We start from the raw sequence: 22,974 nt of genomic DNA, 5'->3' as shown, positions 1-22,974 counted from the left end.
AAAAAATGGCGGAAATCAGCCGTTTTTCGTAAGGTGGTGTGAGTCGAAAAAGCTTGACCTCAGGCGTTTGCGGTCTCATAAGGCGCCCCCAATACCAACACATGTTGCTGGATCAGTCCGAACCATGAAGACCACACCTTCGTTGAAGCCTGCAGAGGTGACGAAAGGCTGGACCCTGATCGACGCCGAAGGGCTCGTTCTTGGCCGCCTCGCCACCATCATCGCGACCCGCCTGCGCGGCAAGCACAAGCCCCAGTACACCCCGCATGTCGATTGCGGCGACAACATCGTCGTGATCAACGCCGAGAAGATCGTTCTGACCGGCAACAAGGTGGGCCAGAAGCTCTTCCATTACCACACGGGCCATCCCGGTGGCATCAAGGAGCGCACCATCACGCAGCGTCTCGAGGGCAAGAACCCCGGCAGCGTGATCGAGAAGGCAGTCGAGCGTATGATCACGCGCGGCCCGCTGCAGCGCGCCCAGATGAAGCATCTGTATGTCTATGCCGGTGACAAGCACCCGCATGAAGGCCAGCAGCCGGTGAAGCTGGATGTTGCGTCCCTGAACCGCAAGAACACCCTCAATGTGATCGAGGCCTGAGAGATATGTCTGAAACTCAAGAGCGCACAGGTACGCTTCAGGACCTCGCCGGCATCGCTCCTGCCACGCAGGCTGCTCCGGTTCACGAAGTCAAGCGCGATGCACAGGGCCGTTCCTATGCAACGGGTCGTCGTAAGGACGCCACGGCACGCGTATGGGTCAAGCCGGGCAAGGGCGATATCATCGTCAATGGCCGTCCGGTCACGACCTATTTCGCTCGTCCGGTTCTGCGCATGCTGATCACGCAGCCCTTCCTGCTGACCGATCGCTACAACCAGTTCGACGTGTATTGCACGGTCAAGGGCGGCGGTCTGTCCGGCCAGGCTGGTGCAGTGCGTCACGGCATCTCGCGCGCCCTGACCCATTATGACCCCGCTCTGCGCGGTATCCTGAAGGTTGCAGGCTTCCTGACGCGTGACAGCCGCGTCGTCGAGCGCAAGAAGTACGGTCGCGCCAAGGCACGTCGTTCCTTCCAGTTCTCGAAGCGCTGATTTCTGCCGGGGCCTCCGGCTCCGATGGAGATCATGTCTTCAAAAAAACCCGCCTCTCACGGAGGCGGGTTTTTTTGTGTCTATTTTCTGAGTTTGTTAAATACCAACCCCAACATGCGCTACTTATAGTCACATAATCGCGATTTCCTGTTACAAACCCTGACGAGCACTGCCTGCAAAACCTTATGGGAAGGTCGCATTGGAGCCGAGATCGTAATGTATCGAATTTAGGTTCATAGCCCTGAACCTAAATTCGATTGTTTGCCTTCAGGTGACGCATATAGGGAGAAGCATCAATCATCGTTAACCGAAACTAATAATCGAGAAAAAATAGGTTCTCACAAATCGTATTTCCTAAAGAAATTCGCTTTGGAAATTGTGGGATCTTTTCGATTTGAATGTGGAGGTTATGCGCTCCTGTTTCCACGGTTTTCGTGGCTGAAATTTCTCCCTGCGGACAATGGATGAGACATTAATTCATGACTACAACGATCAGTGGCGTATGGAGCGCGGTTCTCGTAAACGGCAAGACCGTGTACCAAAGCGGCGCATCCGTTATCGACGGGCCGGTCTCTCTGGGGGGCAATTCTCCGCTTCTCTATGTCACGAGCGGCGCGATAGTTACAGGCCTCACGTCACCCTTGTCCGGTTATTCGGCGGAGTGGGGAAGCGCCATTGTCCAGAGTGGCGGGACCCTGCAGAACTCAACGCTGCAGACCGTTGTCGCGATCATAAGTTCCGGTGGTGTACTGCAAGACAACACCCTGAATCATACGGGTGATAAAATATCCGCAGGCGGGATAGTCAGGAACAACGTCAAATATAATGGTGGAGATCTCTCGGCTGCACAGGGTGCACAGATTAATAACCTGTCGATCAGCCAGGGTAGTTCGCTTCTGAGTGGTGCTATTTGGTCCGGCGGCACCGTGCTGTCGGGTGGAATCGTCAGCGCGACAAGTAATAGTCTTGTCACCAAAGCTTTGGTTTCGAGCGGCGGACAAATCCAGATCCTTTCAGGAAGCACCGCGCAAGGTGTGCTGACCTCGGGAACGGGGCTCGGAAATGCCGTAAACGGTATTCAGGGATCGCTCATCCTGAGTGCCGGCGGCACAAGCTTTAATGCCGTAATCCAGGGCGGGTATATGGCAGTGCAAGGGACAGGCGCTCTGTCTCAGAGTGCTTATATCACCTCAAATGGCTGGCAAGATGTAGGCTCGAACAATAATGGCGCGACGGGCGGCGGCACTGCATCCGCCACAACGCTGATCAATGGTGGTGCGCAATTCGTCAAAGGGGGGACTGCGGTTGACACTTATGTGTCTTCTGGCGGTTTGCAGGAAGTCTCGGGAGGAGGGCAGGCCTATGGCGGAACAGTTTTCTCAAATGGAAAACTGCAAGTCTATGCGGGTGGCACCGGCACTAACAATGTGGTTCTTGCAGGCGGGCAGGCGAACATATGGGGTGTTGCTCAAGCTTCCAATGGTTTGGCATCCGGACTCACAATCCAGAATGGCGGTTCTGCGGTCAGTCTGAGTGGCGGAAGACTGACCGCTCTCTCTTTGATGAGCGGGGGGCGGGCTATTGTTTCGTCAGGCGGTTCTATCGACCAGTCTGTCCTCTCCGCAGGTGGGCAGGTGCGGATTCAGTCTGGCGGCACGGCATCCCAGCTGACAGCGTTGGGCACCGGTTGGTGGAGTTATAGCGCGGGTGCCGTTTTGGTAGGGTCTGGTGGCACTGCGCTCAACACTGTCTTGTCGGGTGCCTATCAGGCGGTCCAGGGGCAGGGCGCCTATACGGAAAATACGCTGGTCACGAATAGTGGCTGGCAGGATGTCGGCCTCAATTCATTTGATGGATTGTATGGCGGCGGTATCGCCTCAGGCTCTGTCCTTGTGAGCGGAGGCAAGCAGTTTGTCAGTGGCGGTACGGCCCTGACAACCATGATTTCTGCAGGTGGCACCCAGACGGTCATGCTGCGAGGCGTGACCTCGGGCACGATTACGGCTTCTGGCGGTACGATGGCTGTGCTTTCTGGTGGCACAGCCTTCAATGCCAGCGCAGTGACCGGTGCGGTGGCGACGGTGTCGCAAGGGGGCACGGCTGCTGCTTCCGGAGGTGTTGCCTCAGGAATTGTCATCCTGAGCGGTGGGTCAGCGCTTGGTCTTGGCAATGGCCGGATGACGGGCTTTACAGTGCAGGGCGGTGGCCAGGCTGTTGTTTCATCCGGTGGCACTATGGATAACAGTGTGTTGTCCCTGGGCGGACAGGCGCGGATTCAGTCCGGCGGCACGGCATCACAGCTGACAGCCATAGGTAATGGCTGGTGGGGTACTGGTGCTGGTGCCGTTTTGGTAGGGTCTGGTGGCACTGCGCTCAACACTGTCTTGTCGGGTGCCTATCAGGCGGTCCAGGGGCAGGGCGCCTATACGGAAAATACGCTGGTCACGAATAGTGGCTGGCAGGATGTCGGCCTCAATTCATTTGATGGATTGTATGGCGGCGGTATCGCCTCAGGCTCTGTCCTTGTGAGCGGAGGCAAGCAGTTTGTCAGTGGCGGTACGGCCCTGACAACCATGATTTCTGCAGGTGGCACCCAGACGGTCATGCTGCGAGGCGTGACCTCGGGCACGATTACGGCTTCTGGCGGTACGATGGCTGTGCTTTCTGGTGGCACAGCCTTCAATGCCAGCGCAGTGACCGGTGCGGTGGCGACGGTGTCGCAAGGGGGCACGGCTGCTGCTTCCGGAGGTGTTGCCTCAGGAATTGTCATCCTGAGCGGTGGGTCAGCGCTTGGTCTTGGCAATGGCCGGATGACGGGCTTTACAGTGCAGGGCGGTGGCCAGGCTGTTGTTTCATCCGGTGGCACTATGGATAACAGTGTGTTGTCCCTGGGCGGACAGGCGCGGATTCAGTCCGGCGGCACGGCATCACAGCTGACAGCCATAGGTAATGGCTGGTGGGGTACTGGTGCTGGTGCCGTTTTGGTAGGGTCTGGTGGCACTGCGCTCAACACTGTCTTGTCGGGTGCCTATCAGGCGGTCCAGGGGCAGGGCGCCTATACGGAAAATACGCTGGTCACGAATAGTGGCTGGCAGGATGTCGGCCTCAATTCATTTGATGGATTGTATGGCGGCGGTATCGCCTCAGGCTCTGTCCTTGTGAGCGGAGGCAAGCAGTTTGTCAGTGGCGGTACGGCCCTGACAACCATGATCTCTGCAGGTGGCACCCAGACGGTCATGTATGGTGGTGTTGTGTCAGGTTCTGTCGTGGCCTCAGCAGGCTTCATGACAGTTCTCTCAGGAGGGGCTGGTTACAACGCTAATGCGCTTTCGGGTGGGCGTGTGGTTGTCGCGAGTGGGGGCACTCTTTCTGGCGGTATCATAGCATCGGGAGCAACTCTGAGCGGCTCCGCAGGTGCTCTTTGGGGAGGTAATCTCAAGGTTGGAGGATCTATCTCCGGAGGCAGCATTGTCTCAAAGGGGGTCGCAGAAATCTCGTCGGGGGGAACAGCGCGTGATTTGTTCGTTGCGTCTGGGGGCTCGCTTCAGGTCGACGCCGGGGGGACGCTGACTGGTCTCGCCAATCTTGCCGCCGGTGGGATTGCAACACTCGACGCGAGTGCTGGGGGAACCGTCAATCTTGGCGGAAACGGATTCAGTCGTCTCACACTGACTGGAACGACTAGCCCGTCTTCGATTATTTCGGGCTTCAACGGTACGTCGCCCGGCTCTTCGGACCAGATCGTACTACGCGATGTGCCCAAGTCGGATATACTCGGGCTAACATATCCTGACGCCGATCATGTCAAATTTCTCCTGACGGGTAATCGCTCCCTTGTCCTGAATATTCCAGGCGTGAAAAATTTTGGGTTCGATCTCTCAGAAGGATCCGGAAATTCGACTGTTTTTTCCGTATGCTTCCTGTCTGGCACGATGATTCGTACCCCTGATGGAGAGCGCGCGATTGAGACGTTGTCCGCAGGTGATGCCGTTCATGTTTATCACAAAGGCTGCGTCGAAACCCAGAACGTCATTTGGGTGGGATATCGTTCGATCACGGAAGAGGATAGCGCCAGCTACGACATTACGGATTATCCGGTGCGTATTGAGGCTGAAGCGTTTGGGGGCGGGATGCCTTACAAGGACCTGCTGGTAACCCCAGAGCATTGCGTTTTCATAGCTGGCAACCTTGTTCCGGTTCGTATGCTCGTGAATGGCCGGAGCATACGGCACGATACGAGCCTGAAAACTTATAGTTATTACCATATCGAAACAGACTGCCATTCAGTAGTCATGGCTGATGGGCTGCTCTGTGAAAGTTATCTGGACTCGGGAAACCGGCATGATCTCGCAGCTCGATCATGGGTGGATGCGCCGCTGTCCGTCGTTTCCGGCATGTCGGGAAAACATCGGATGGCTGCACCGCTCTGCGTATCACGAGCCTTCGTCGAGCCGATCTGGAAAGGGCTGGCTCGTCGCGCCGGACAAGTCTGCGACGCGAGAGACATAAGGCACATCGATCCGATGTTCCATCTGTCTACGGAAGATGGTCATATCATGGAGCCTCTCCGCGTGGCTGGTGATCGTTATATCTTCCAGATTCCAGGGCATTATGGGGCCGTTTATCTCTGCTCTCGTGCTGCGCGTCCGAGTGATGCGGTCGGACCCTATGTTGATGATCGTCGGCAGCTAGGCGTCCTGATTGGGGCAGTAACCCTCTACGATCCCTCCTCGACCCAAGAAATCGACGTCCGTGATTTCCTTCATGCAGCGCGGGGATGGCATGCCGCGGAGAACGGTCAGTTAAGATGGACGAGCGGCAGGGCGTTTTTGCCACTGGACACGCTCAAGGATGCGGGGATGCGTATCCTGGCTGTACAGATCGTTGCGGGTGGTCCCTACCATTCTGCCACTCACTGAGAAGCGCCATTTCAGGATCGCGGAAAGCTGAATCGGCCTCAGCTTTTGCATTCTGACTGAGGTCTGCTGCTGGACCGGCAGTATTTCTCTCGGACTGCGCATTCATGCTTGGCGCATGCAGTTGGAATGATGCCGCTTTGGTGAGTGGCTTGGCGCCGTGTTGCGCGCGGCAGCCATAAAGATGCTACGCGACCCAATCGGCAAATATGCACCTGATATATTAATTATAATTTCGTTGGATCGACCTCGTTATGAAGCATGATCGTTGCCAAAACCAAATTAGGCTACGGGCGTCAAAGAGGGTAGACATGAATATAGAAGGTTTTGACATCGAGCCGCATAGTGCGATGAAAAACATGAAGTTGAGATACTTCCGTGTTATTGAAGAGATATTCAATGCTCAGTCTCTTGTTGGCGCTTCATCGAAACTGAATCTTACACCTACGGCTGTCTCAAAAGCTTGTCTGGAAGTGGAGAATATACTGGGTGTAAAGCTTTTTACGCGTTCCAATTCAGGCATGATGCCGACTGAGATCTGCCAATCAATCGTTGAAACCAGTCGTATTATAAAGGCCGAACTTGAGAAGCTCGCCCATAAGGTCAATGAATTCAAAGAGATCAGGACTGGCACCGTGAATATCGGCTTCCAGGCTCCGGCTTTGGAGAAGCGCATAATGAGTGGGATTGCGCAACTCAAGACAAAAGATGCGGCACTCAAGATACGGATTGTCTATCGTGAAAGACCCTATCTTCTGGATATGTTGGAAAGCGGTGATCTTGATTTTGCTTTTGTTGATTTTTTTCAGCTCAATCAGAATAAAAGCTTCGATATGAGTGTTATGCATCGCGATAACTGCTTTGCAGCATCACGTGAATCTTCAATGTCTATCCCCGAATTGCTTGAGGGCTGGGAAGAAAACAGGAAAAAACTCTGGATACTGCCAGTAAGAGGTGTGGCTTTGAGAGAGCGTTTTGATGCGACCCTATCCGCCCGCGATCTGCAGCCACCCAATAATATTATAGAATATAATTCATCTGTCGGATTGGAGGATTTATTTGTCTGCACGAACGGATGGGGTATTTTGCCTCTTTATGCTGTGCCAATAATAGAAAAATACATAATATTAAATGATCATTACGATATGCTGGAAGAGATGAAGCTGGAGAGTGGTCTTGTGTGGATGAAAAACCATACGCGCACGCCTCACATTGAAGAGGCAATTGGAATGTTTTTGAATAACCAGACGGATTAGTAGGAGCATTTTCATGATAATAATGATCTATTATTTTGCCTCAGATAGACCCTTTTTTTCTCGGCAAAAATCAGAGCAGTAACGCACATTATCCCAGTCTCGCTCCCATTTTTTTCGCCAGGTAAAGGGTCGTCTACATACCGGGCATATCTTCGACGGGAGGTTGGCCTTGTCCGGCCTTGACGGCGCTGGTCCTTTGCCTCGACTCATCATGTATCCTTTCGGTGCTGCTGTTTTTCTGACAACGCAACACGGCAGTCGTGTTTCATTCCCTCATGCAGAAGGAACCCCGCTTCGCTTCACGCGCTTGCCAAAGGATTTCTGATCCGGTCACGCAATCGCGAGGAATGCGCCATGCCCCATATTACCGCCAGCGACGGAACGCAGCTCTATTACGAGGAAAAGGGCCAGGGTCGCCCGCTGGTCATGATCCATGGCTGGACATTTTCGGGGCGGTTCTTCCATCGCAACGTGCCGGTTCTGGCCGAAAAGGCGCGCGTCATCACGCTCGATCTGCGCGGGCATGGAGAGTCTGGCAAGCCCGATCATTCCTATCGCATCCCGCGTCTGGCCGCAGATCTGCGTGACCTGATGGAGGCGCTCTCGCTTGAAGACGTGACCGTTCTGGGCTGGTCAATCGGCTGCCCGATCATCTGGTCCTATCTCGAACTTTTCGGCAAGACGCGGCTGCGTAATGCCATTTTCGTCCAGCAGACGCCCAGACAGTATTTCTCATCAGAATGGAAATATGGCCATGCGGCCTGTTACGATCAGGCCGGGCTGGCGGAGACCATCCAGAAGCTGACCCTGACTCCCGAGGCATTCGACAGGCAGAACCTGACTGACTGCCTTGCGACCGAGCTTGGAGATGATGAGCGCAGCATGCTGCTTGCTGAAATGGCGAAGAGCCCGGCCCATGCCCGTGCAGCCATGATGTCTGATCACACCGTGCATGACTGGCGCGACGTGCTGCCTCATTTTGATCTGCCCGCTCTGATGATGATTGCCGAAAAAGACGCGGTGCTGGTGCCTGAAGGGCCGTCATGGGTGGCTGAGCACATGCCGCATTGCGACTCCGTGCGCTTCACGCAAAGCTCGCACATGCTGTTCATCGACGAGGCCGAGAAGTTCAATCAGGCAGTTCTGGAGTTTCTCGCAAGATGACCGATTTCCCGTTCCGCTTTGGCGTCAACCAGTTCACGACCCAGCCCTGGTCTTTCGAAGAAGATGTGGCGCGTTATGCAGCCCTTGAGGTTGACGCCATAGAAATATGCGAGGCCAAGCTCGACCCGGCTCACGCAGGGCAGCAGATGCTGGCTGCCAGGGAGGCCGGGCTGTCGATCAGCGCCGTTCAGCCCAAGATTAGAACGTTTTTCGGCAGCAAGATGGCCCCGCAGCCCGAGAGCGTCGAAGAGCGTGTCGCGGCCTTCGCCCAGAGTCTGAAAACGCTGGCGCCTCACGCAGAAGGGGCGTCTTTCGTCATGAATACGGGCGCCCCCCCCGATGGCAACATGCAGCGTTGTCTTGATGAAACGGTGCATCATCTGCGCCGTCTGGCGCCGCTGGCAGCCGATCTGGGCGTCACGATTGCCATAGAACCGCTCAACCCGACCTCGATCAATGTCGAGACAGCAATCTGGACAGTCGATCAGGCCCTCGATCTGCTTGACGCAGTAGGACATGCGTCCTGCGGTCTGTGCCTGGATTACTGGAATATCTGGCAACAGCCTGATTGTGCCGCTTCTATCCGCCGTGCGGGCGAGCGTATTTTCGTATTGCAGGCCAGCGACTGGCGCACACCCTGTTCCGGCATGGATCGCCTCGTTCCCGGGTCGGGGTCTATCCCGCTTGGGACCTTGCTTCACGCAACCTATGACGCCGGCTATCGCGGTGTCTGTACGCTTGAGATCTTCTCATCAGGCGTGCCGGACAGTCTTTACGATCAGGATCTGTCAGAGGTCGTGCATCAGGGGCGTCTGGGGTTGATGCGGGCCTGGAGCGGATACGGGAAACAGCGCTGACCCCTCTCGGAGGTTTGCGGCGTAAAGACGCGTGGCGCTATCAGGCGCCACTATGAGGTCAGGGGCGGTATATTACTCCGCCCCTGACATTTATCGGCTAATCAGCCGTTGATGATCGTGCCGCCATTGACGTGCAATGTCTGCCCCGTCACGAAAGACCCGTCTTCGCTGGCCAGATAGACATAGGCTGGGCCAAGCTCAGCCGGGTCGCCACAACGATCCATCGGCACGGAATTCGCGAGTTCCGAAACCTGCTCCGGGTCGATCGGCCCCCAGCTGGCAGGCTGCAAAGGCGTCCAGACCGGCCCAGGGGCGACGGCATTGACGCGAATGCCCTTCGAGACCAGTTCGAGTGCCAGAGCGCGGGTGAATCCCATTTCAGCGGCCTTGGTTGTCGAATAGGCTAGTAGTCCGGCACTGCCCCGATAGGCGTTGATCGAAGAGGTATTGATAATCGCGCTGCCTTTGCCGAGATGCGCGAGCGCTGCACGGGTCAGGTAGAAATAGCCATTGATATTCGTGTCCATATGACGCTGCCATTCGTCATCGGTAATGGTGGCGCTGTCCTCGTTGACCACCTGCCAGCCAGCATTATTGACCAGAATATCGAGGCCGCCGAAGGCTTCGGCCACCTCGGCGACGGCCTTGTTGCAGAACGCGCTCGATCGTACGTCGCCAGCAATGGCCAGCGCCTTGCGCCCCTCTTTTTCGATCAGACGCACCGTTTCCTGAGCGTCTTCATGTTCTTCCAGATAAAGAATGGCGACATCGGCGCCTTCACGGGCGAAATGCAGGGCAGCGGCCCGACCGATACCGCTATCGGCGCCGCTGATGAGCGCCTTGCGCCCTTCAAGCTTGCCGCTTCCGCGATAGCTCTCGCGAATATGAATCGCGGCGGGGCGCATCGGCGCCTCGACGCCGGGCTGATGGGATTGCGATTGGGGAGGAATCTGGTCGGGCATGGATGACGCTCCTGCTGTGCTGCCCGTCAGGGGCAGCTTTCACGGATATGTGAGAAAGCCCTCCCAGCCATGTATGTTCCGGTCTGATATAATGCTCAAGGTTTTGTGAACGATGGCGTGCTGCCCGGCGCGGTCACAGCTGAACGTGTGCATACTCTTCCACAAGCCCTTGATCAGCCCTTTTCCTGAGCTGTTCCCGGCAGGGCCGGGCGTGGTTTTTTCAGCTGTGCCCTGCGCCGGGCGCGTCTCTTGCGGTCCCAGATCAGCACTCCGGTAACGGATAGAAGGGCAGTCACAACACCGCTTGCACAGACAAGAATACGCCCCGTCATCCCTGCAAGGCGCCCGCTATGGAAAGGGTCCTGAAGTTGCAGGATCAGATCGCCCAGTTTTCCCTCAGGCGGTACGCTGGCCTGCACCGTTGCGCCGGTGTCGAGGGCGATTGTGATTAGGGGGCTGCCAAAACCGGCCGGTAACTGCCCTGTATCGCTGAAGAGATAGAAAAGCGCGCGTTCCGGCGTGTGGGTCAGCATCACGGCGGCGGGGCGCGCCTGCCAGCCCCGTTCCTGTGCGTCTCGTCCGGCCAGGGCTTCGGCCTCGTCCGGTTTCACCATGTGAGGGCCGCCCGGGAGGGGAGTTTCTGACGCAGGCGGCGCAACCGGGAAAAGCGTGCGAACAACCGGCTGAAAGATCTGCGGACCCAACGCCAGCGCAACACCACTGATCGCCATGCCAAGCAGCAGGATCCAGAGCCATAGCCCTAAAGCCCGGTGCAGATCGAAAAACAGGCGCAGGGCGTTTTTGGGGGAAGCAATCTGCCAGGCAGGTTTCCAGCCGCGCCAGAAACCCTTGCGCCAGGGTGGTGTGACTGGCGGCAGCGTCAGCAGCAGCCCGTTGAGGCAATCGAGTGTCCAGATCAGGGCCGTGATGCCGACAATCCACAAACCTGTGGTGCCAGCAGCGAGTGAGTAATGCAGCCTGTAGATGAAGGGCAACAGGACGCGCCGGTTTAGGCAGCATCCTTCGGCGACACGAGCGCCCAGCTCATGGGCATCGCCGGGGTCGAGAAAGATCTCGTCAGGCCTTGAATGGCCCGAAGGCGTGAGTGCGGGAGTGAGATAGGCATGAAGCGTGCCACCGGGGGCAGGCCGGTATTCGAGCGCGATCAGGGGCTGATCGGGGTGAGCTTTCGCGATGGCTGCGGTCAGGACCGAAAGCGGCAGATGCCGGTCCGGGCTTTGCGTGGTCCAGAGATCCGGGTTGAGCACCCGGTCGAGTTCGGTGCGAAAAACGCTGATGCTGCCCGTCAGCCCGATGACCACCAGAAGAGGCGCCAGAACCAGACCGATATAGCGATGTAACGCCACCATCGCGCCACGCGACTGACGCAGCGGCCAGAAGGGACTCCCCCCTTTCGGGCCGGATTTCGGGCGCGGTACGGCGCGTTCTGATCTGTTGAGGATTGGCGCACTCCATCGACGCAAGCCTGTGCTCCGACCCCATGGGATCGGCACTCGCTCTAAAGACCTCGCAACTGAGAGTCAATCGCAACCTTTGGTTGTGACAGGGGGAGCGGAGTTCAGGCCTGGCTGGAGGCGGATGCCGCAAGGGAAGGCGCTTTTGCGCGCTCCAAAACAAAAACCCCGCCATGAAAGGCGGGGTTCTGACGATCTTCCCTCAGGCGCATGGCGCCTTGAAGGGCGATGAGGCGACGTATCAGACGTCAAAGCCATTGGGCAGCAGCACCAGATCGCGCACCACCGTGCCCTTGCGGCGCGTGAGCATGAAGATCAATGCTTCGGCCACGTCGGAAGGCTGCATCATGCCGCCGCCTTCGAGAGCAGCCTTGCGGCGCTCGGGGTCCCAGTCATTGATCAGCGGCGTGACAACCGGGCCGGGCTGGATTGCGCCGACGCGAACGCCATGCGGTGCCAGCTGGCGGCGGCAGGTATGGGTGAAAGCCTGCACAGCGTATTTGGAGCCAGTATAGATCGGCTCGGCCACGATCGGCACAACACCTGCCACAGAGCTGGTGATGATGATATCGCCGCTGCCCTGTTTGATCATGGGCACCATGGCGACGCGCGCCGAATGGAAAGCCGCATTGATGTTGAGGTTCAGCATGCGATCCCACACATCCGGGTCGCCTTCCCAGGCGTTACCACCGACATAGGAGCCAGCATTGGCAAACATGATGTCGAGGCGGCCCTGCTCGGCCAGAACCGTATCTACGGCCTGCTGGATGCTGGCATGACGGAAGAGATCGACCTCGACGCCGTGCAGCTTGTCGCCAAGCTCCTCACGGGCCTTTTCCATGGCCGCCTTGTCACGGTCGAGGATATAGACAATGGCGCCAGCCTTGATGAGGTGACGAACGCATTCCAGACCGATGCCGGAAGCTCCGCCCGTTACGGCGGCGATCTTGTCCTGAAGCGGAAGCGACATGCTTGCATACCTTCTTGTGTATAGGCGCCGCCCATAAGGAGGGCACCGGAGGCCCGCCATTCAGGTCGTGCCTCACTATACGGGTATAGTCGCATGAACCTTGTCAGGGTCTAAATAACGATGTTGTCAATAAGACGCACAGATTCGAGAGCTGCTGCTACCAGTAATCGCAGTCCGACATTGTCATGTTTTGTCGTGAATACAGTCGTCACGGGTGTCAGACTCTCTGCCTCGCAGCAGGCGAGATAGTCGATCGGGCCGAAACCCGCCGCCACAAGCGCGGCTCTTCCTTTATCGAGCGCCTCTGCGATGGGGTGACCCTGCCTGATGGCAGTGGCTGTCTGCTGCAGAATGGCATGCAGGGCTGGCGCGTTCTTTCTGCCCTCGGGTGACAGACGTCTGTTGCGCGAGGAAAGCGCCAGACCGTCGGACTCGCGCAGCGTAGGGCAGGCCACGATGTCGATCGGCAGGTTGAGGTCCTGCACGAAGCGTCGGACGATCTGCAATTGCTGCCAGTCTTTCTCGCCGAAAAACGCGCTGTCGGCTTCGGTCAGAGAGAAGAGCTTCGTGACGACGGTCGCCATGCCGTCGAAATGACCCGGCCTGTGCGCGCCCTCCAGTATCCCGGCCATCGCACTGACCCTGACCGTGCTGCTGAACCCTGCGGGATACATGGTTTCGGCAGCCGGAATGAAGAGGGCATCCACGTGGCCCAGAAGCGCGATATCCTCGGCTTCGGTACGCGGGTAGGTGGCGAGATCGGTCGGGTTGTTGAACTGGGTCGGGTTGACGAAAATCGATACGATGACGCGTTGTGCCTGGGCACGCGCCTGTGTGACGAGGCTGAGATGGCCCTCGTGAAGCGCCCCCATGGTCGGGACGAATCCGATTGTTTCGCCCGCCTGTTTCCAGCCTCTGATTGTCTGCTTCAGGGTCGCGATATCACGGATGATCATGTCCGCTCTCCAAAGCTGTGTTCGGAACCGGGAAAGGCGCGACTGCGGACATCCTGTGCATAGGATGCAAGCGCCTGTTCGGTCTGTTCGGCGAGATTGGCGTAACGCTTGACGAATTTCGGTTTGAAATCGGCAAAAAGCCCGAGCATGTCGTCAATTACGAGAATCTGCCCGTCGCATTCCGGTCCGGCACCGATGCCGATGGTCGGAATGCCAAGACGGTTCGTAATATCAGCACCAAGGCTGCGCGGCAGTTTCTCCAGCACGATCGCGAAGGCACCGGCCTCTTCGACCGCACGCGCGTCGGCTAGCACGCGCTGGGCGTCTTCATTGCGCCCCTGCACCTTGTAGCCACCAAGCACATTCACCGCCTGCGGCGTCAGTCCGATATGGCCCATCACAGGCACGCCGCGTGCGACCAGAAAGGCGATGGTCTCTTTCATGGAAACGCCGCCTTCGAGCTTCACCGCTGCCGCACCTGTCTCGGCCAGCAGGCGTGACGCGTTGCGAAAGGCCTGTGCAGGGCTTTCCTCATAGCTGCCGAACGGCATGTCCACCACGCAAAGCGCCTTGCTTATGCCGCGCATCACCGCCTTGCCGTGCAGAATCATCATGTCCATCGTCACGCCCAGCGTCGATGGCAGGCCATGCAGCACCATGCCCACACTGTCTCCCACCAGCACGACATCGCAGGCTGCATCGGCGAGCCGGGCGATCGGGGTGGTATAGGCCGTCAGACAGACGATGGGTTCCTTGCCCTTACGAGCCTGTATGGCCATGGGTGTCAGGGTCTGGATGGGGGTCGATGCGCTCATGAAGGCCCTCTCAAATCTTTCTGTCCGCCGCGTGATCGCAGAGCTTCAGGTCTTCGCCAAGGCACTTGCTTATCGAAAAAACCTGCCATCACGATGCAGTCAGGCACTGGGCGCGTTCTTCTCTCTCCCTTTCAAAGGGTGTCAAGATGCAGCGAACGGGATAGAGTGCCGTCACAATTGACCAGAAGATGGAACAGACCATGGTTTCCGAAAGCGCTGCGCTGCAATTCACCATCGAGCCCACGAGCAACCCGACCCCTGCGGATCATCGTGCCGAGCTTATCGCCAACCCCGCTTTCGGCCGCGTATTCACCGATCATATGGCCATCGTGAAATACAGCGAGAGCCGTGGCTGGCACGACGCGAAAATCACCGCGCGCAAGCCGATCTCGCTCGATCCGGCAGCCTCCGTCCTGCATTACGCGCAGGAGATTTTCGAGGGCATGAAGGCCTATCGTACCGAGAGCGGGGGTATCGCTGCCTTTCGTCCGGAAGAGAACGCCAGACGTTTTCGCGCTTCTGCCGACCGTATGGCCATGGCCGATCTGCCGCAGGAAATCTTCATGCAGGCCGTCGACGAACTGGTGAAGATCGATCGCGACTGGGTGCCGGAAGGCGAGGGCAAGAGCCTTTATCTGCGCCCCTTCATGATTGCGACCGAGGTTTTCCTCGGTGTGAAGCCTGCCTCCGAATATCTCTTCATGGTCATTGCCTGCCCCGTCGGCGCCTATTTCGGCTCTGGCTGCGTGTCGGTCTGGGTGTCTGAGGATTATACGCGTGCAGCCCCCGGTGGCACGGGTGCGGCCAAGTGTGGTGGCAATTACGCGGCAAGCCTTGTGGCGCAGCGCGATTCCAAGTCGCATGGCTGCGATCAGGTCCTGTTCCTCGACAGCCGCGAACAGCGCTTTGTCGAGGAAATGGGCGGCATGAACGTCATGTTCCTGCGTGATGACAACACGCTGGTCACCCCGCCTCTGACGGGCACCATCCTGCCCGGTATCACGCGTGACGCCATTCTTCAGCTTGCCAAGGATCGCGGTTTGAAAATCGAGCAGACCCCGCTCGGAATCGACGAGATTTTCGCCGGCGCCGCGTCAGGCCGTTACAAGGAGGCCTTCGCCTGTGGCACAGCAGCGGTGATCAGCCCCATCGGCACGCTGCGTCGCACGGGTAGTGAAGCGGTCTTCGGCGACGGCAAGACGCCGGGTGAGGTATCGCTCGGGCTGAAAAAGGCCCTGACCGATATCCAGGCGGGCAAGACAAATGATGCCCATGGGTGGATTCACGCGATCGTCTGATCCGATGCCTGATGGCGGGTTGGTTGCGTACCCGCCATCAGCGATGAGAGTCCTTGTGCCGCTTCAGAAGTTCGAGCGCAGGGTCAGCATGTTGCTGCGCGGCTCGCCATAGAAATTGTAGTCATTCAGATTGCCGAGCCGTTGATAATAGCGCTTGTTGGCGATGTTGTTGAGCGTGGCATCGAGGGACAGATAGCGGTTCCACTGATAACCGGCCTGTATCGAGGCCACGACGTAGCCGGGCTGGGTAACCAGATGGTTCGTGCCCCAGGTGTCGGTCTGTGCATCGAGACCACCCCCGACACTCCAGACATTGCTGCGGGCGCCGCGATAAGGCTCAAAGCGATAATGGGTCCAGAGCTTCCAGAGATGGCGCGGCGAGTTGCCCGCATAATCAGCCCGGCCTGGGTTGCATTGCCGTTATTGACGATCCGGTTGTCGTTATAGGTGTAGCTGGCATTGCTGTCCCAGCCTTGGGCGGGGCGTCCGATCAGTTCGGCTTCAGCGCCCTGACTTCTGGTCTTACCCGCAGCGACATAGCAATCAGACACGCCACTCAGGCCGCACACAGCCCCTATGGCACCATGAAGGACGCCCGATGAACGGCGCGTCCCTGCATGGTCGAAATCTGCTTCCCGTCCCGCCTCATGTCAGAAACCGTCTGCGGCTTCCGCAGTATTCGGGCGGGGGCAGTGCCTTCAGTAGTTTTCGTCGATTGCCTCGGGTGGTGGGCCATGACGCTCCGGTGTCATCGTGCGGCTCATGGCCGCGACTTCCTCATTATTCGAAGCGGGCTGAGGCGTGAAGCCCGGGTGCTCGCTGCGTCGTTCAAGAAGCACGCTTTCGAGGGCCGAAGGATCGGCCGCTTCTGCCTGACGGAAAAGCTGTTCTGCCTTTTCCTGTTCGCCTTCCTCCTCAGCGCGGAACGCTGCCTCGGCAAGGGCGCGGGCGCTCTGGTGCTTGTTATCTTCACCGTCGAAAATGGGGGTGTCGAACTGGTCGTTGGCCATGATGCGTCTCCTTCTTGCCGGTTCAAACAGCCATGGACGGGCGCGGTTCGTTTTTCTGGACCTGTCTGCTCCCATACTTTATGAGCGTGTTTCTCTCAGTCCCGACGTGAATGGATGTTATGGAAGCGGCCGGTTCCGCGGTGCAGAAGGCTCAGTGGCAGGGCAGGCGCGATGCGCTCGTCGCGGCGATACAGGGCGCGCATGGGGCCTACGTCCCTCTTGTCATGGGCATTGTCAACGCGACGCCCGACTCATTCTCCGATGGGGGGCGGCATGATGCGCCCGATCAGGCCATTGCCCATGCCCGCCGCCTTGTCGCCGAAGGGGCGTCGCTGATCGATATCGGCGGAGAATCGACCCGGCCCGGCGCCGATTTCGTGCCTGCATCCGAAGAAATTGCCCGCACCCGCCCGGTCATAGGCGCTCTGAGCGCTGGCCCTGCCTTTCTCTCAATCGATACCTATAAAGCCAGTGTCGCGCGTGAGGCCGTGCGTGCGGGGGCGGTCATGATCAACGATGTCTGGGGGATGCAACGCGATCCTGCCATGGCGTCGGTGATGGCCGAAACGGGTGCGGTGGCCGTGCTGATGCATAACCGCGAGACGATCGATCCGGCTCTCGATCTGCATGATGAATTCCGGCGCTTTTTCGATGCCATTCTGGTTCAGGCCGGGCGGGCAGGTATCCGGCGCGAGCATATCGTGCTCGACCCCGGTGTGGGCTTTGGCAAGACAGATCCGCAAAACCTCGAAAGTATCCGGCTGATCGGCTCCCTGCGCGAGGAATATGGCGTGCCGGTCCTGCTTGGCCTGTCGCGCAAATCGCTTTTTGGTCGTCTGCTTGGCCGCACGGTGGATGAGCGTCTGGCCGGAACACTGGCGGCCAATCTCTGCGGCCAGTTGCAGGGGGCTGCCATTTTGCGTGTTCATGACGTCGCACCCCATGTCGATGCCGTGCATATCACTGGCCTGCTTGCCACCAAGGCCGTGCCAGCAACGGGGAGTTCGCGGTCATGACCCAGTCGATCATTCGCCTTGACGGGATTCATGTGTTCGGTCGGCATGGTGTCCTGCCGGAAGAGACACGGCTCGGGCAGAAATTCCTAATCGATCTGGTGGTCACGGTCGATACGGCCCGGGCCACGAGAGACGACGATTATCTCTTTGCGGTCTGTTATGCGTCCCTGTGCGACAGGGTGGTGGCGCTTGCCGCAGGCGAGCCCGTGCGTCTGATCGAAACGCTGGCCGACCGGATAGCCGAAGATCTTCTGGCGCATTTTCCGACCATCGCGCGCCTTACGGTGCGGGTCAGCAAGCCGGGCGCGCCCATTGCGCATCCTTTCGGCATGGTCAGTGTCGAGACAACGAAAGAGCGCCATCTGCCGGTCGGTTTTTCGCTCGGGTGCAATATGGGCGATCGCAAAAGCGCTCTGGACCTTGCCGTGACCTGGCTCGGCCTGACGCCTGGCCTGGAGATCGACGCGGTCTCGAGCCTGTATCGCACCGCCCCATGGGGCGGGGTGGAACAGCCCGATTTCTACAATCTCTGTGTCACGGGGCGGACCAGTCTCGATGCCATGGCGCTTTTGCGTGTGTGCAAGGAAATCGAGACGCGTCTCGGTCGCGTGCCTTCTATACGCTGGGGGCAGAGGGCAATGGATGTCGATCTGCTTTATCTTGGCGCGCAGGAAATGAGCAATGCCGTGCTCACCCTGCCACATCCGGGCATTGCGCAGCGGGCTTTTGTGCTCGTTCCCCTTGCAGAAATCGCTCCCGAACAGAAAATCAGTGGACTTTCCGTTTCGGACATGTTGGACAGGCTCCCCCGCGAGGCTGATGACGTTGTCCCCTGCGCGGAAGACCCGTCTTGCATTGCCGAGGACCAGAAATGACCAAACCGACTGCCGATCTCGTGGCGCTGGATGCCGCTCGCCACAAGGGGCAGGGTGGGGAGCGCCCCATCGCACCGATCGCAAAACCCGAAGATGCCGAAACACGCATTGCCGGTGCGGTGCGTGAAATCCTTCAGGCGCTGGGTGAAGACCCCGACCGCGAAGGGCTTTTCGAGACGCCGGGTCGCGTGGCGCGTATGTATCTCGACGTGCTGGGCGGGCTGCATGAAGACCCGCGTGAGCATCTGCACAAGCAGTTTCTGGCTGACCAGCATGAAGGCGCCGTGATCGTGCGCGATATCGGCTTTCATTCGATGTGCGAACATCATCTGCTGCCGTTTTTCGGCAAGGCGCATGTGGCCTATCTGCCCGAGGGTGGCCGTCTGACCGGGCTGAGCAAGATCGCCCGCACCGTGAACGTGCTGGCGCGCCGTCCGCAGCTGCAGGAGCGCCTGACGGATCAGATCGCCGCTTCCATCATCGAGGTGCTGGAACCCAAGGCCGTCATGGTTCTGGTCGAGGCCGAGCATATGTGCATGGCGATGCGCGGCATTCGCAATGTCGGCAGCCGTACGGTTACGACAGTTGTGCGTGGCACCTGGCAGCGTGATGCTGCGTTACGTGCCGAGATCATGTCCTTGCTCAAGGGCTGAGCCTCACGCCGCTGTGGTTTGACGCATAAGCCCCGATCTCTTTCATGATGGACAGGAAGAGGGAAAATGAAAATGCGTCTGGCCCTTTATGCCCTGATGACATCGGCGGCACTTGCAGTTTCCTCTCCGGCGCTCTCATGGGCGGATGAGAGTGGGCTGGCCCCTGATGGGGGTGACAGTGTCGATCAGGGTTATGCGCCTTCGGGCAATGTCGAGATTATCGGGCGCTTTCACGAGGCACAGCCTTCCGGCATTGCCATTCTTTCCGATCACCGGCTTGTGCTGGGTTTTCCGCGCAGCCTGCATGATCATGATGGGCCAAGGCTCGCCTTGTTCGACCATGGCAAACTGACGCCCTTCCCCGACGCCCAGAGCCAGGGGCGTTTTGTTTCGCCTCTTGGCATGACGGTTGATTCCAGCGGTCAGCTCTGGGTGCTCGATGAAGGCATTCTGGCCGATAAGGGCACGGTGCCGGGTGCGGCAAGACTGATCCATATCGACCCGGCCTCAGCGCGCATCATCGAGGAAATTCCGCTCACGGCGCCAGCGCTTCGGTCGGACAGTCATCCGAACGATCTGCGTATCGACCTGACCCATGGTGATCGCGGCACGGCCTTCATCACCGATTCTTCGCTTACCGTGCATCCGGCGCTCATTGTGGTGGATATCGCGACCGGCACCCAGCGCCGTCTTCTGGCCGATACCGAGCCGGTGATGCCGCGTCATGGTTTTCTGGCCGTGCTTGATGGCCAGGCGTCTCGTTATGACCCCGAGCATCCGACCATGGCGCAGGCCGGGGCGAATGGCATTGGGCTGAGTGCCGATCAGCAGACGCTGTTCTGGCAGCCACTGACAAGCCGCGAGCTTTATTCGGCGCCGACCGCCGTGCTGGCTGACCCCAAGGCGAGTGAGACCGAAATCGAATTCAGCGTGAAGGATGAAGGCGAGGCCGGTATGGGCGATGGCATGGCCACCGCACCCGATGGTCGTCTGTTTCTGACCGATATCGAGCGGCACGGTATTCTTGCCCGTGCGCCTGATGGCCGGATTTCGGTCATTGCGCATGACCCGCGGCTGATCGCGCCCGATGGTCTGGCCTATAGCGATAATGTGCTCTACGCCACGATCGGCCAATGGTCGCGTCAGCCTGCCTTTCATGGCGGCGTGGACAAGGAGCAGGGGCCCTGGCTTCTGGTCAGGATCGGGCTGCCAGCTGCTCCGGCCCCCTGAGGCCTGTGCGAAGGATCAGGTGTCGGCGTTGAGTGAAAGCGACGCCGCCATCACGCGGCTGTCCTGCATCAGGGCCGAGATCAGTGCTTCGAGTGCGCCCGGCCCGTTTGAGGAGACCATCAGGCTGACATTGATGGCGGCCTGTTCGTCTTCTTCCTCATTCAGAGACAGTTTGCCGATCGTGTAATCGGCTTCCTCAAGCTGCTCCTTGAGCAGGGCAGTCATTTCCTGCACCGATTGACGGCAGGTCAGGACGCGCAGCCCATAACCGGCTTCCATCGATTTTGCCTGAAGGGGAATGCGGTCGATGGCTCGCACGATGGGCCGCAGCAGCGTGTTGCCTGCGATGATGAAGAAGGTGAGCAGGAACCCTTCGGCCAGCATGTCGCTACCGACACAGGCACCGACTGCCGCTGAGCACCAGAGCGTCGCGGCAGTATTCATGCCGCGCACTGTGGCGCCCTCCTTGATGATCGCGCCAGCGCCGAGAAAGCCGATGCCTGACACGACATACGCAATGACACGCAGCGATTCGACATCGCCCGCAATACGCTGCGCAAGATCGACGAAGGCTGCGCCGCCAAGGGCGACGAGGGCATTGGTGCGTACCCCTGCCGTGCGCTGTCGATATTGCCTCTCAGCTCCGATCAGCGTGCCGAAGACGAAGGCTGCGAGCAGGCTGATGCTCGAATCCGTGAAGGAATGGAGGTCGAATGTTTCGATGAACCGCACGGGAGCTCCAGTCTGTTGCAAGAGGGCTGGCCCCGCTGGTCTAGTCGGTTTTGTCGCCTGCGCCCACCCGGCAGACGGTGGATGAGGATGAGGCCCGACCAGCGTTGCAACATTAAGTCACGTGAATGTGAGGTGGTGCCCGGTCCAGAGTGCCGCGCGTTACGGGGCGCGCCCCCCCGCAAGGAATGATTTCAGGAGGGACGACGATGGAGAGGAGAGGCTCAGGCCTGTCAGCCGCGCTGTTCGCGCATCTGACAGTCATGGTTCTGTGCGGGCTGGCTGCGTCTATGGCCGATGAGGCCCATGCCGTGACAACCCTTACAGCGCAAAGCCAGACGACCCCGGCGCAGATCCCTCACGGAAAGTCCGTCCCGCTCGCCGGTGAGGCGCGTCCAGACAGTGTGGCGCGGCGCAAGGCAGCGCGCGCCCGTCCCTCGCGCCCTGTCGCGCCTGTGCGTCAGCCTGTATCCCAGAGCTTCTGGAGCGGTATCAAGACGCATATGACCATCGAGGGTGGCATTGCAGCCAATCCCTGGACGCGATCGGGGCGCAATTTTGGTCAGTTCTTTCTTGATCGCGCGAATACCGCCACGCTCAACCAGATCCTGGGCTCCGTCTCGCATGACATGGCCGAGATAGGTGGAGGTTATGGCATCGGCTTTGTGGCAGAGGCGATGTACGGCTCTGACTCCCGCTTCGATGTGACGGTGGGTATGGGCGACCGCGCTCTGAGTGGCATGTATCAATGGGCGCCGACTCAGGCGCATATCGACCTGCATACACCCTGGATATTCGGCAAGGGGATCGATTTCCAGATCGGTCAATCCTACGGGCTCATGGGGTCGGAAGGCCCGGCGGCGCTGTCCCGTCCCTTTTACAGCTATAATTACAGCTCCGATTTCATCGTGCCGTTCCAGACGGTCGGCATTATCGCCACCGCGCATCTCAGCCCTCATGTCGATGGTATTCTCGGCATTGATGCGGGTAATTCCACCACCTTCGGACAGAGCGGCAACAACAACAGGCCCAAGGGCTATCTGGGTGTGTCCTTTACCCATCTGATGAAAGGCCGTCTTGACGGGCATCTGATCGGGCGCGCCGGGCCGCAGGGCCATGATGGAGACCCCCGTATCTCGCCTGAGGGCTGGGTCAGTGCCGGAATCGGTGATCAGGCAGCGCATCGCATGCAGTACAATGCCGATCTGCTGCTGACCTATCATGCCAGCAAGACGCTCAGCGTCACCTTTGCGAGCACCTGGCTTCATGACGAGATCCCTGATGACGATCTCTATGGCAGCACCGCCTATCTCGCCTGGACGCTCACGCCGTCATTGCAGCTCAATCTGCGCGGCGAGGTGTTTCGTGACAATACGGGGGTGATGATTGCCGCCTATCCCGGTACGACGTCCTTCGGCAAACAGCTGCGTAACGAGCCTTATCCGTTCTATGCGGCGCCGCCCACGACCTATGGCGATCTGACGCTCGGGCTGCATTACGAGCCCGCTTTCATCAACCGACACATGCCGCTAGGCCGCTTCGTTCTTCGGCCCGAGATACGGGTTGATCACAGCCTGAACGGGACAAGACCCTTCAATCGCGAAGCACCAGCGAGCGATCCGATCGTACGCAATGGAGATTCGACCATGTTCTGGTTCTCCTGCGATGTGGTCTGGACGTTCTGATTGCCTGCCGCAGGA

General features: G+C 58.8%; 20 protein-coding genes and 1 pseudogene. 12 read left to right on the top strand and 9 right to left on the bottom strand.

Features of this window, described 5'->3' with window-relative positions; all coding sequences use genetic code 11:
• The first annotated feature begins 124 nt into the window (after positions 1 to 124).
• From rplM to AAID99_RS10415, 4 genes are all read left to right on the top strand, one after another.
• Positions 125 to 601 (top strand): 50S ribosomal protein L13, encoded by a 477-nt coding sequence (gene rplM / locus AAID99_RS10430; protein ID WP_498493799.1) that lies wholly within the window; start codon positions 125 to 127, stop codon positions 599 to 601.
• A 5-nt stretch (positions 602 to 606) separates the two neighbouring features.
• A complete protein-coding gene (rpsI, locus tag AAID99_RS10425) occupies positions 607 to 1,092 on the top strand; it encodes a 30S ribosomal protein S9 (RefSeq protein ID WP_023977906.1) in 486 nt (161 codons plus the stop codon).
• Positions 1,093 to 1,571: 479 nt separating this feature from the next.
• Positions 1,572 to 6,011 carry a Hint domain-containing protein gene (locus AAID99_RS10420; protein ID WP_498493797.1) on the top strand — a complete coding sequence of 1,480 codons (4,440 nt, stop codon included), beginning with the start codon at positions 1,572 to 1,574 and terminating at the stop codon, positions 6,009 to 6,011.
• A 308-nt stretch (positions 6,012 to 6,319) separates the two neighbouring features.
• Positions 6,320 to 7,264, top strand: a complete 945-nt coding sequence (locus tag AAID99_RS10415) for a LysR family transcriptional regulator (RefSeq protein WP_188425589.1) — start codon at positions 6,320 to 6,322, stop codon at positions 7,262 to 7,264.
• Between the two features lie 30 nt (positions 7,265 to 7,294).
• Here the strand turns inward: AAID99_RS10415 and AAID99_RS10410 are convergent, their stop codons facing one another.
• Positions 7,295 to 7,474, bottom strand: coding sequence for a DUF2256 domain-containing protein (locus AAID99_RS10410; protein WP_188425844.1), 180 nt, complete (start codon positions 7,472 to 7,474; stop codon positions 7,295 to 7,297).
• A 144-nt stretch (positions 7,475 to 7,618) separates the two neighbouring features.
• Here AAID99_RS10410 and AAID99_RS10405 point away from each other — a divergent pair, with 144 nt between their 5' ends.
• Together AAID99_RS10405 and AAID99_RS10400 are read left to right on the top strand one after the other, a co-directional pair.
• The gene (locus tag AAID99_RS10405) at positions 7,619 to 8,428 is read left to right on the top strand and encodes an alpha/beta fold hydrolase (RefSeq protein WP_188425590.1); all 810 of its coding nucleotides are present in this window, start codon (positions 7,619 to 7,621) and stop codon (positions 8,426 to 8,428) included.
• Positions 8,425 to 9,285, top strand: coding sequence for a sugar phosphate isomerase/epimerase family protein (locus tag AAID99_RS10400; protein WP_188425591.1), 861 nt, complete (start codon positions 8,425 to 8,427; stop codon positions 9,283 to 9,285). Before AAID99_RS10405 ends, AAID99_RS10400 begins: the two co-directional genes overlap by 4 nt.
• A 101-nt stretch (positions 9,286 to 9,386) precedes the next feature.
• Here the strand turns inward: AAID99_RS10400 and AAID99_RS10395 are convergent, their stop codons facing one another.
• The 5 genes from AAID99_RS10395 to panB form a co-directional block, all read right to left on the bottom strand.
• Positions 9,387 to 10,247 carry a glucose 1-dehydrogenase gene (locus AAID99_RS10395; RefSeq protein WP_188425592.1) on the bottom strand — a complete coding sequence of 287 codons (861 nt, stop codon included), beginning with the start codon at positions 10,245 to 10,247 and terminating at the stop codon, positions 9,387 to 9,389.
• Between the two features lie 173 nt (positions 10,248 to 10,420).
• Positions 10,421 to 11,731, bottom strand: coding sequence for a PepSY-associated TM helix domain-containing protein (locus AAID99_RS10390; RefSeq protein WP_498493794.1), 1,311 nt, complete (start codon positions 11,729 to 11,731; stop codon positions 10,421 to 10,423).
• Positions 11,732 to 11,963: 232 nt separating this feature from the next.
• Positions 11,964 to 12,692 carry an SDR family oxidoreductase gene (locus AAID99_RS10385; protein ID WP_188425594.1) on the bottom strand — a complete coding sequence of 243 codons (729 nt, stop codon included), beginning with the start codon at positions 12,690 to 12,692 and terminating at the stop codon, positions 11,964 to 11,966.
• Between the two features lie 110 nt (positions 12,693 to 12,802).
• The gene (panC, locus tag AAID99_RS10380; RefSeq protein ID WP_188425595.1) at positions 12,803 to 13,648 is read right to left on the bottom strand and encodes a pantoate--beta-alanine ligase; all 846 of its coding nucleotides are present in this window, start codon (positions 13,646 to 13,648) and stop codon (positions 12,803 to 12,805) included.
• Positions 13,645 to 14,463: a 3-methyl-2-oxobutanoate hydroxymethyltransferase gene (panB, locus tag AAID99_RS10375; protein ID WP_498493793.1), complete on the bottom strand. Its 819-nt coding sequence runs from the start codon at positions 14,461 to 14,463 to the stop codon at positions 13,645 to 13,647. Before panB ends, panC begins: the two co-directional genes overlap by 4 nt.
• A gap of 200 nt (positions 14,464 to 14,663) precedes the next feature.
• Here panB and AAID99_RS10370 point away from each other — a divergent pair, with 200 nt between their 5' ends.
• The gene (locus AAID99_RS10370; protein ID WP_188425597.1) at positions 14,664 to 15,761 is read left to right on the top strand and encodes a branched-chain amino acid aminotransferase; all 1,098 of its coding nucleotides are present in this window, start codon (positions 14,664 to 14,666) and stop codon (positions 15,759 to 15,761) included.
• Between the two features lie 63 nt (positions 15,762 to 15,824).
• Here the strand turns inward: AAID99_RS10370 and AAID99_RS10365 are convergent.
• Together AAID99_RS10365 and AAID99_RS10360 are read right to left on the bottom strand one after the other, a co-directional pair.
• A pseudogene (locus AAID99_RS10365) lies at positions 15,825 to 16,097 on the bottom strand (TonB-dependent siderophore receptor); the annotation flags it as partial.
• 362 nt (positions 16,098 to 16,459) lie between these two features.
• Positions 16,460 to 16,771 carry a hypothetical protein gene (locus AAID99_RS10360; protein WP_188425598.1) on the bottom strand — a complete coding sequence of 104 codons (312 nt, stop codon included), beginning with the start codon at positions 16,769 to 16,771 and terminating at the stop codon, positions 16,460 to 16,462.
• A 119-nt stretch (positions 16,772 to 16,890) separates the two neighbouring features.
• Between AAID99_RS10360 and folP the strand changes: the two genes are divergently transcribed.
• The 4 genes from folP to AAID99_RS10340 all read left to right on the top strand — a co-directional run bounded on the left by folP (position 16,891) and on the right by AAID99_RS10340 (position 20,545).
• On the top strand, positions 16,891 to 17,787 hold the full coding sequence (gene folP, locus AAID99_RS10355) for a dihydropteroate synthase (protein ID WP_188425599.1): 897 nt from the start codon (positions 16,891 to 16,893) through the stop codon (positions 17,785 to 17,787).
• Positions 17,784 to 18,662 (top strand): 2-amino-4-hydroxy-6-hydroxymethyldihydropteridine diphosphokinase, encoded by an 879-nt coding sequence (folK, locus tag AAID99_RS10350; RefSeq protein ID WP_188425600.1) that lies wholly within the window; start codon positions 17,784 to 17,786, stop codon positions 18,660 to 18,662. Before folP ends, folK begins: the two co-directional genes overlap by 4 nt.
• On the top strand, positions 18,659 to 19,315 hold the full coding sequence (gene folE, locus AAID99_RS10345) for a GTP cyclohydrolase I FolE (protein WP_188425601.1): 657 nt from the start codon (positions 18,659 to 18,661) through the stop codon (positions 19,313 to 19,315). The genes folK and folE overlap by 4 nt, the downstream gene beginning before the upstream one ends.
• A gap of 66 nt (positions 19,316 to 19,381) precedes the next feature.
• Positions 19,382 to 20,545 (top strand): SMP-30/gluconolactonase/LRE family protein, encoded by a 1,164-nt coding sequence (locus AAID99_RS10340; RefSeq protein WP_229719586.1) that lies wholly within the window; start codon positions 19,382 to 19,384, stop codon positions 20,543 to 20,545.
• Positions 20,546 to 20,560: 15 nt separating this feature from the next.
• Here AAID99_RS10340 and AAID99_RS10335 read toward each other — a convergent pair whose 3' ends face one another.
• Positions 20,561 to 21,277, bottom strand: coding sequence for an MgtC/SapB family protein (locus tag AAID99_RS10335; protein ID WP_188425602.1), 717 nt, complete (start codon positions 21,275 to 21,277; stop codon positions 20,561 to 20,563).
• A 206-nt stretch (positions 21,278 to 21,483) separates the two neighbouring features.
• Here AAID99_RS10335 and AAID99_RS10330 point away from each other — a divergent pair, with 206 nt between their 5' ends.
• Positions 21,484 to 22,959: an outer membrane beta-barrel protein gene (locus AAID99_RS10330; RefSeq protein WP_229719588.1), complete on the top strand. Its 1,476-nt coding sequence runs from the start codon at positions 21,484 to 21,486 to the stop codon at positions 22,957 to 22,959.
• Positions 22,960 to 22,974: the final 15 nt, after the last annotated feature.

It is taken from the genome of Asaia sp. Ae19-3, from assembly GCF_059801175.1.
The sequence above is the reverse complement of the archived record's forward strand: the minus strand, read 5'-3'. Positions and strand labels throughout refer to the sequence as shown.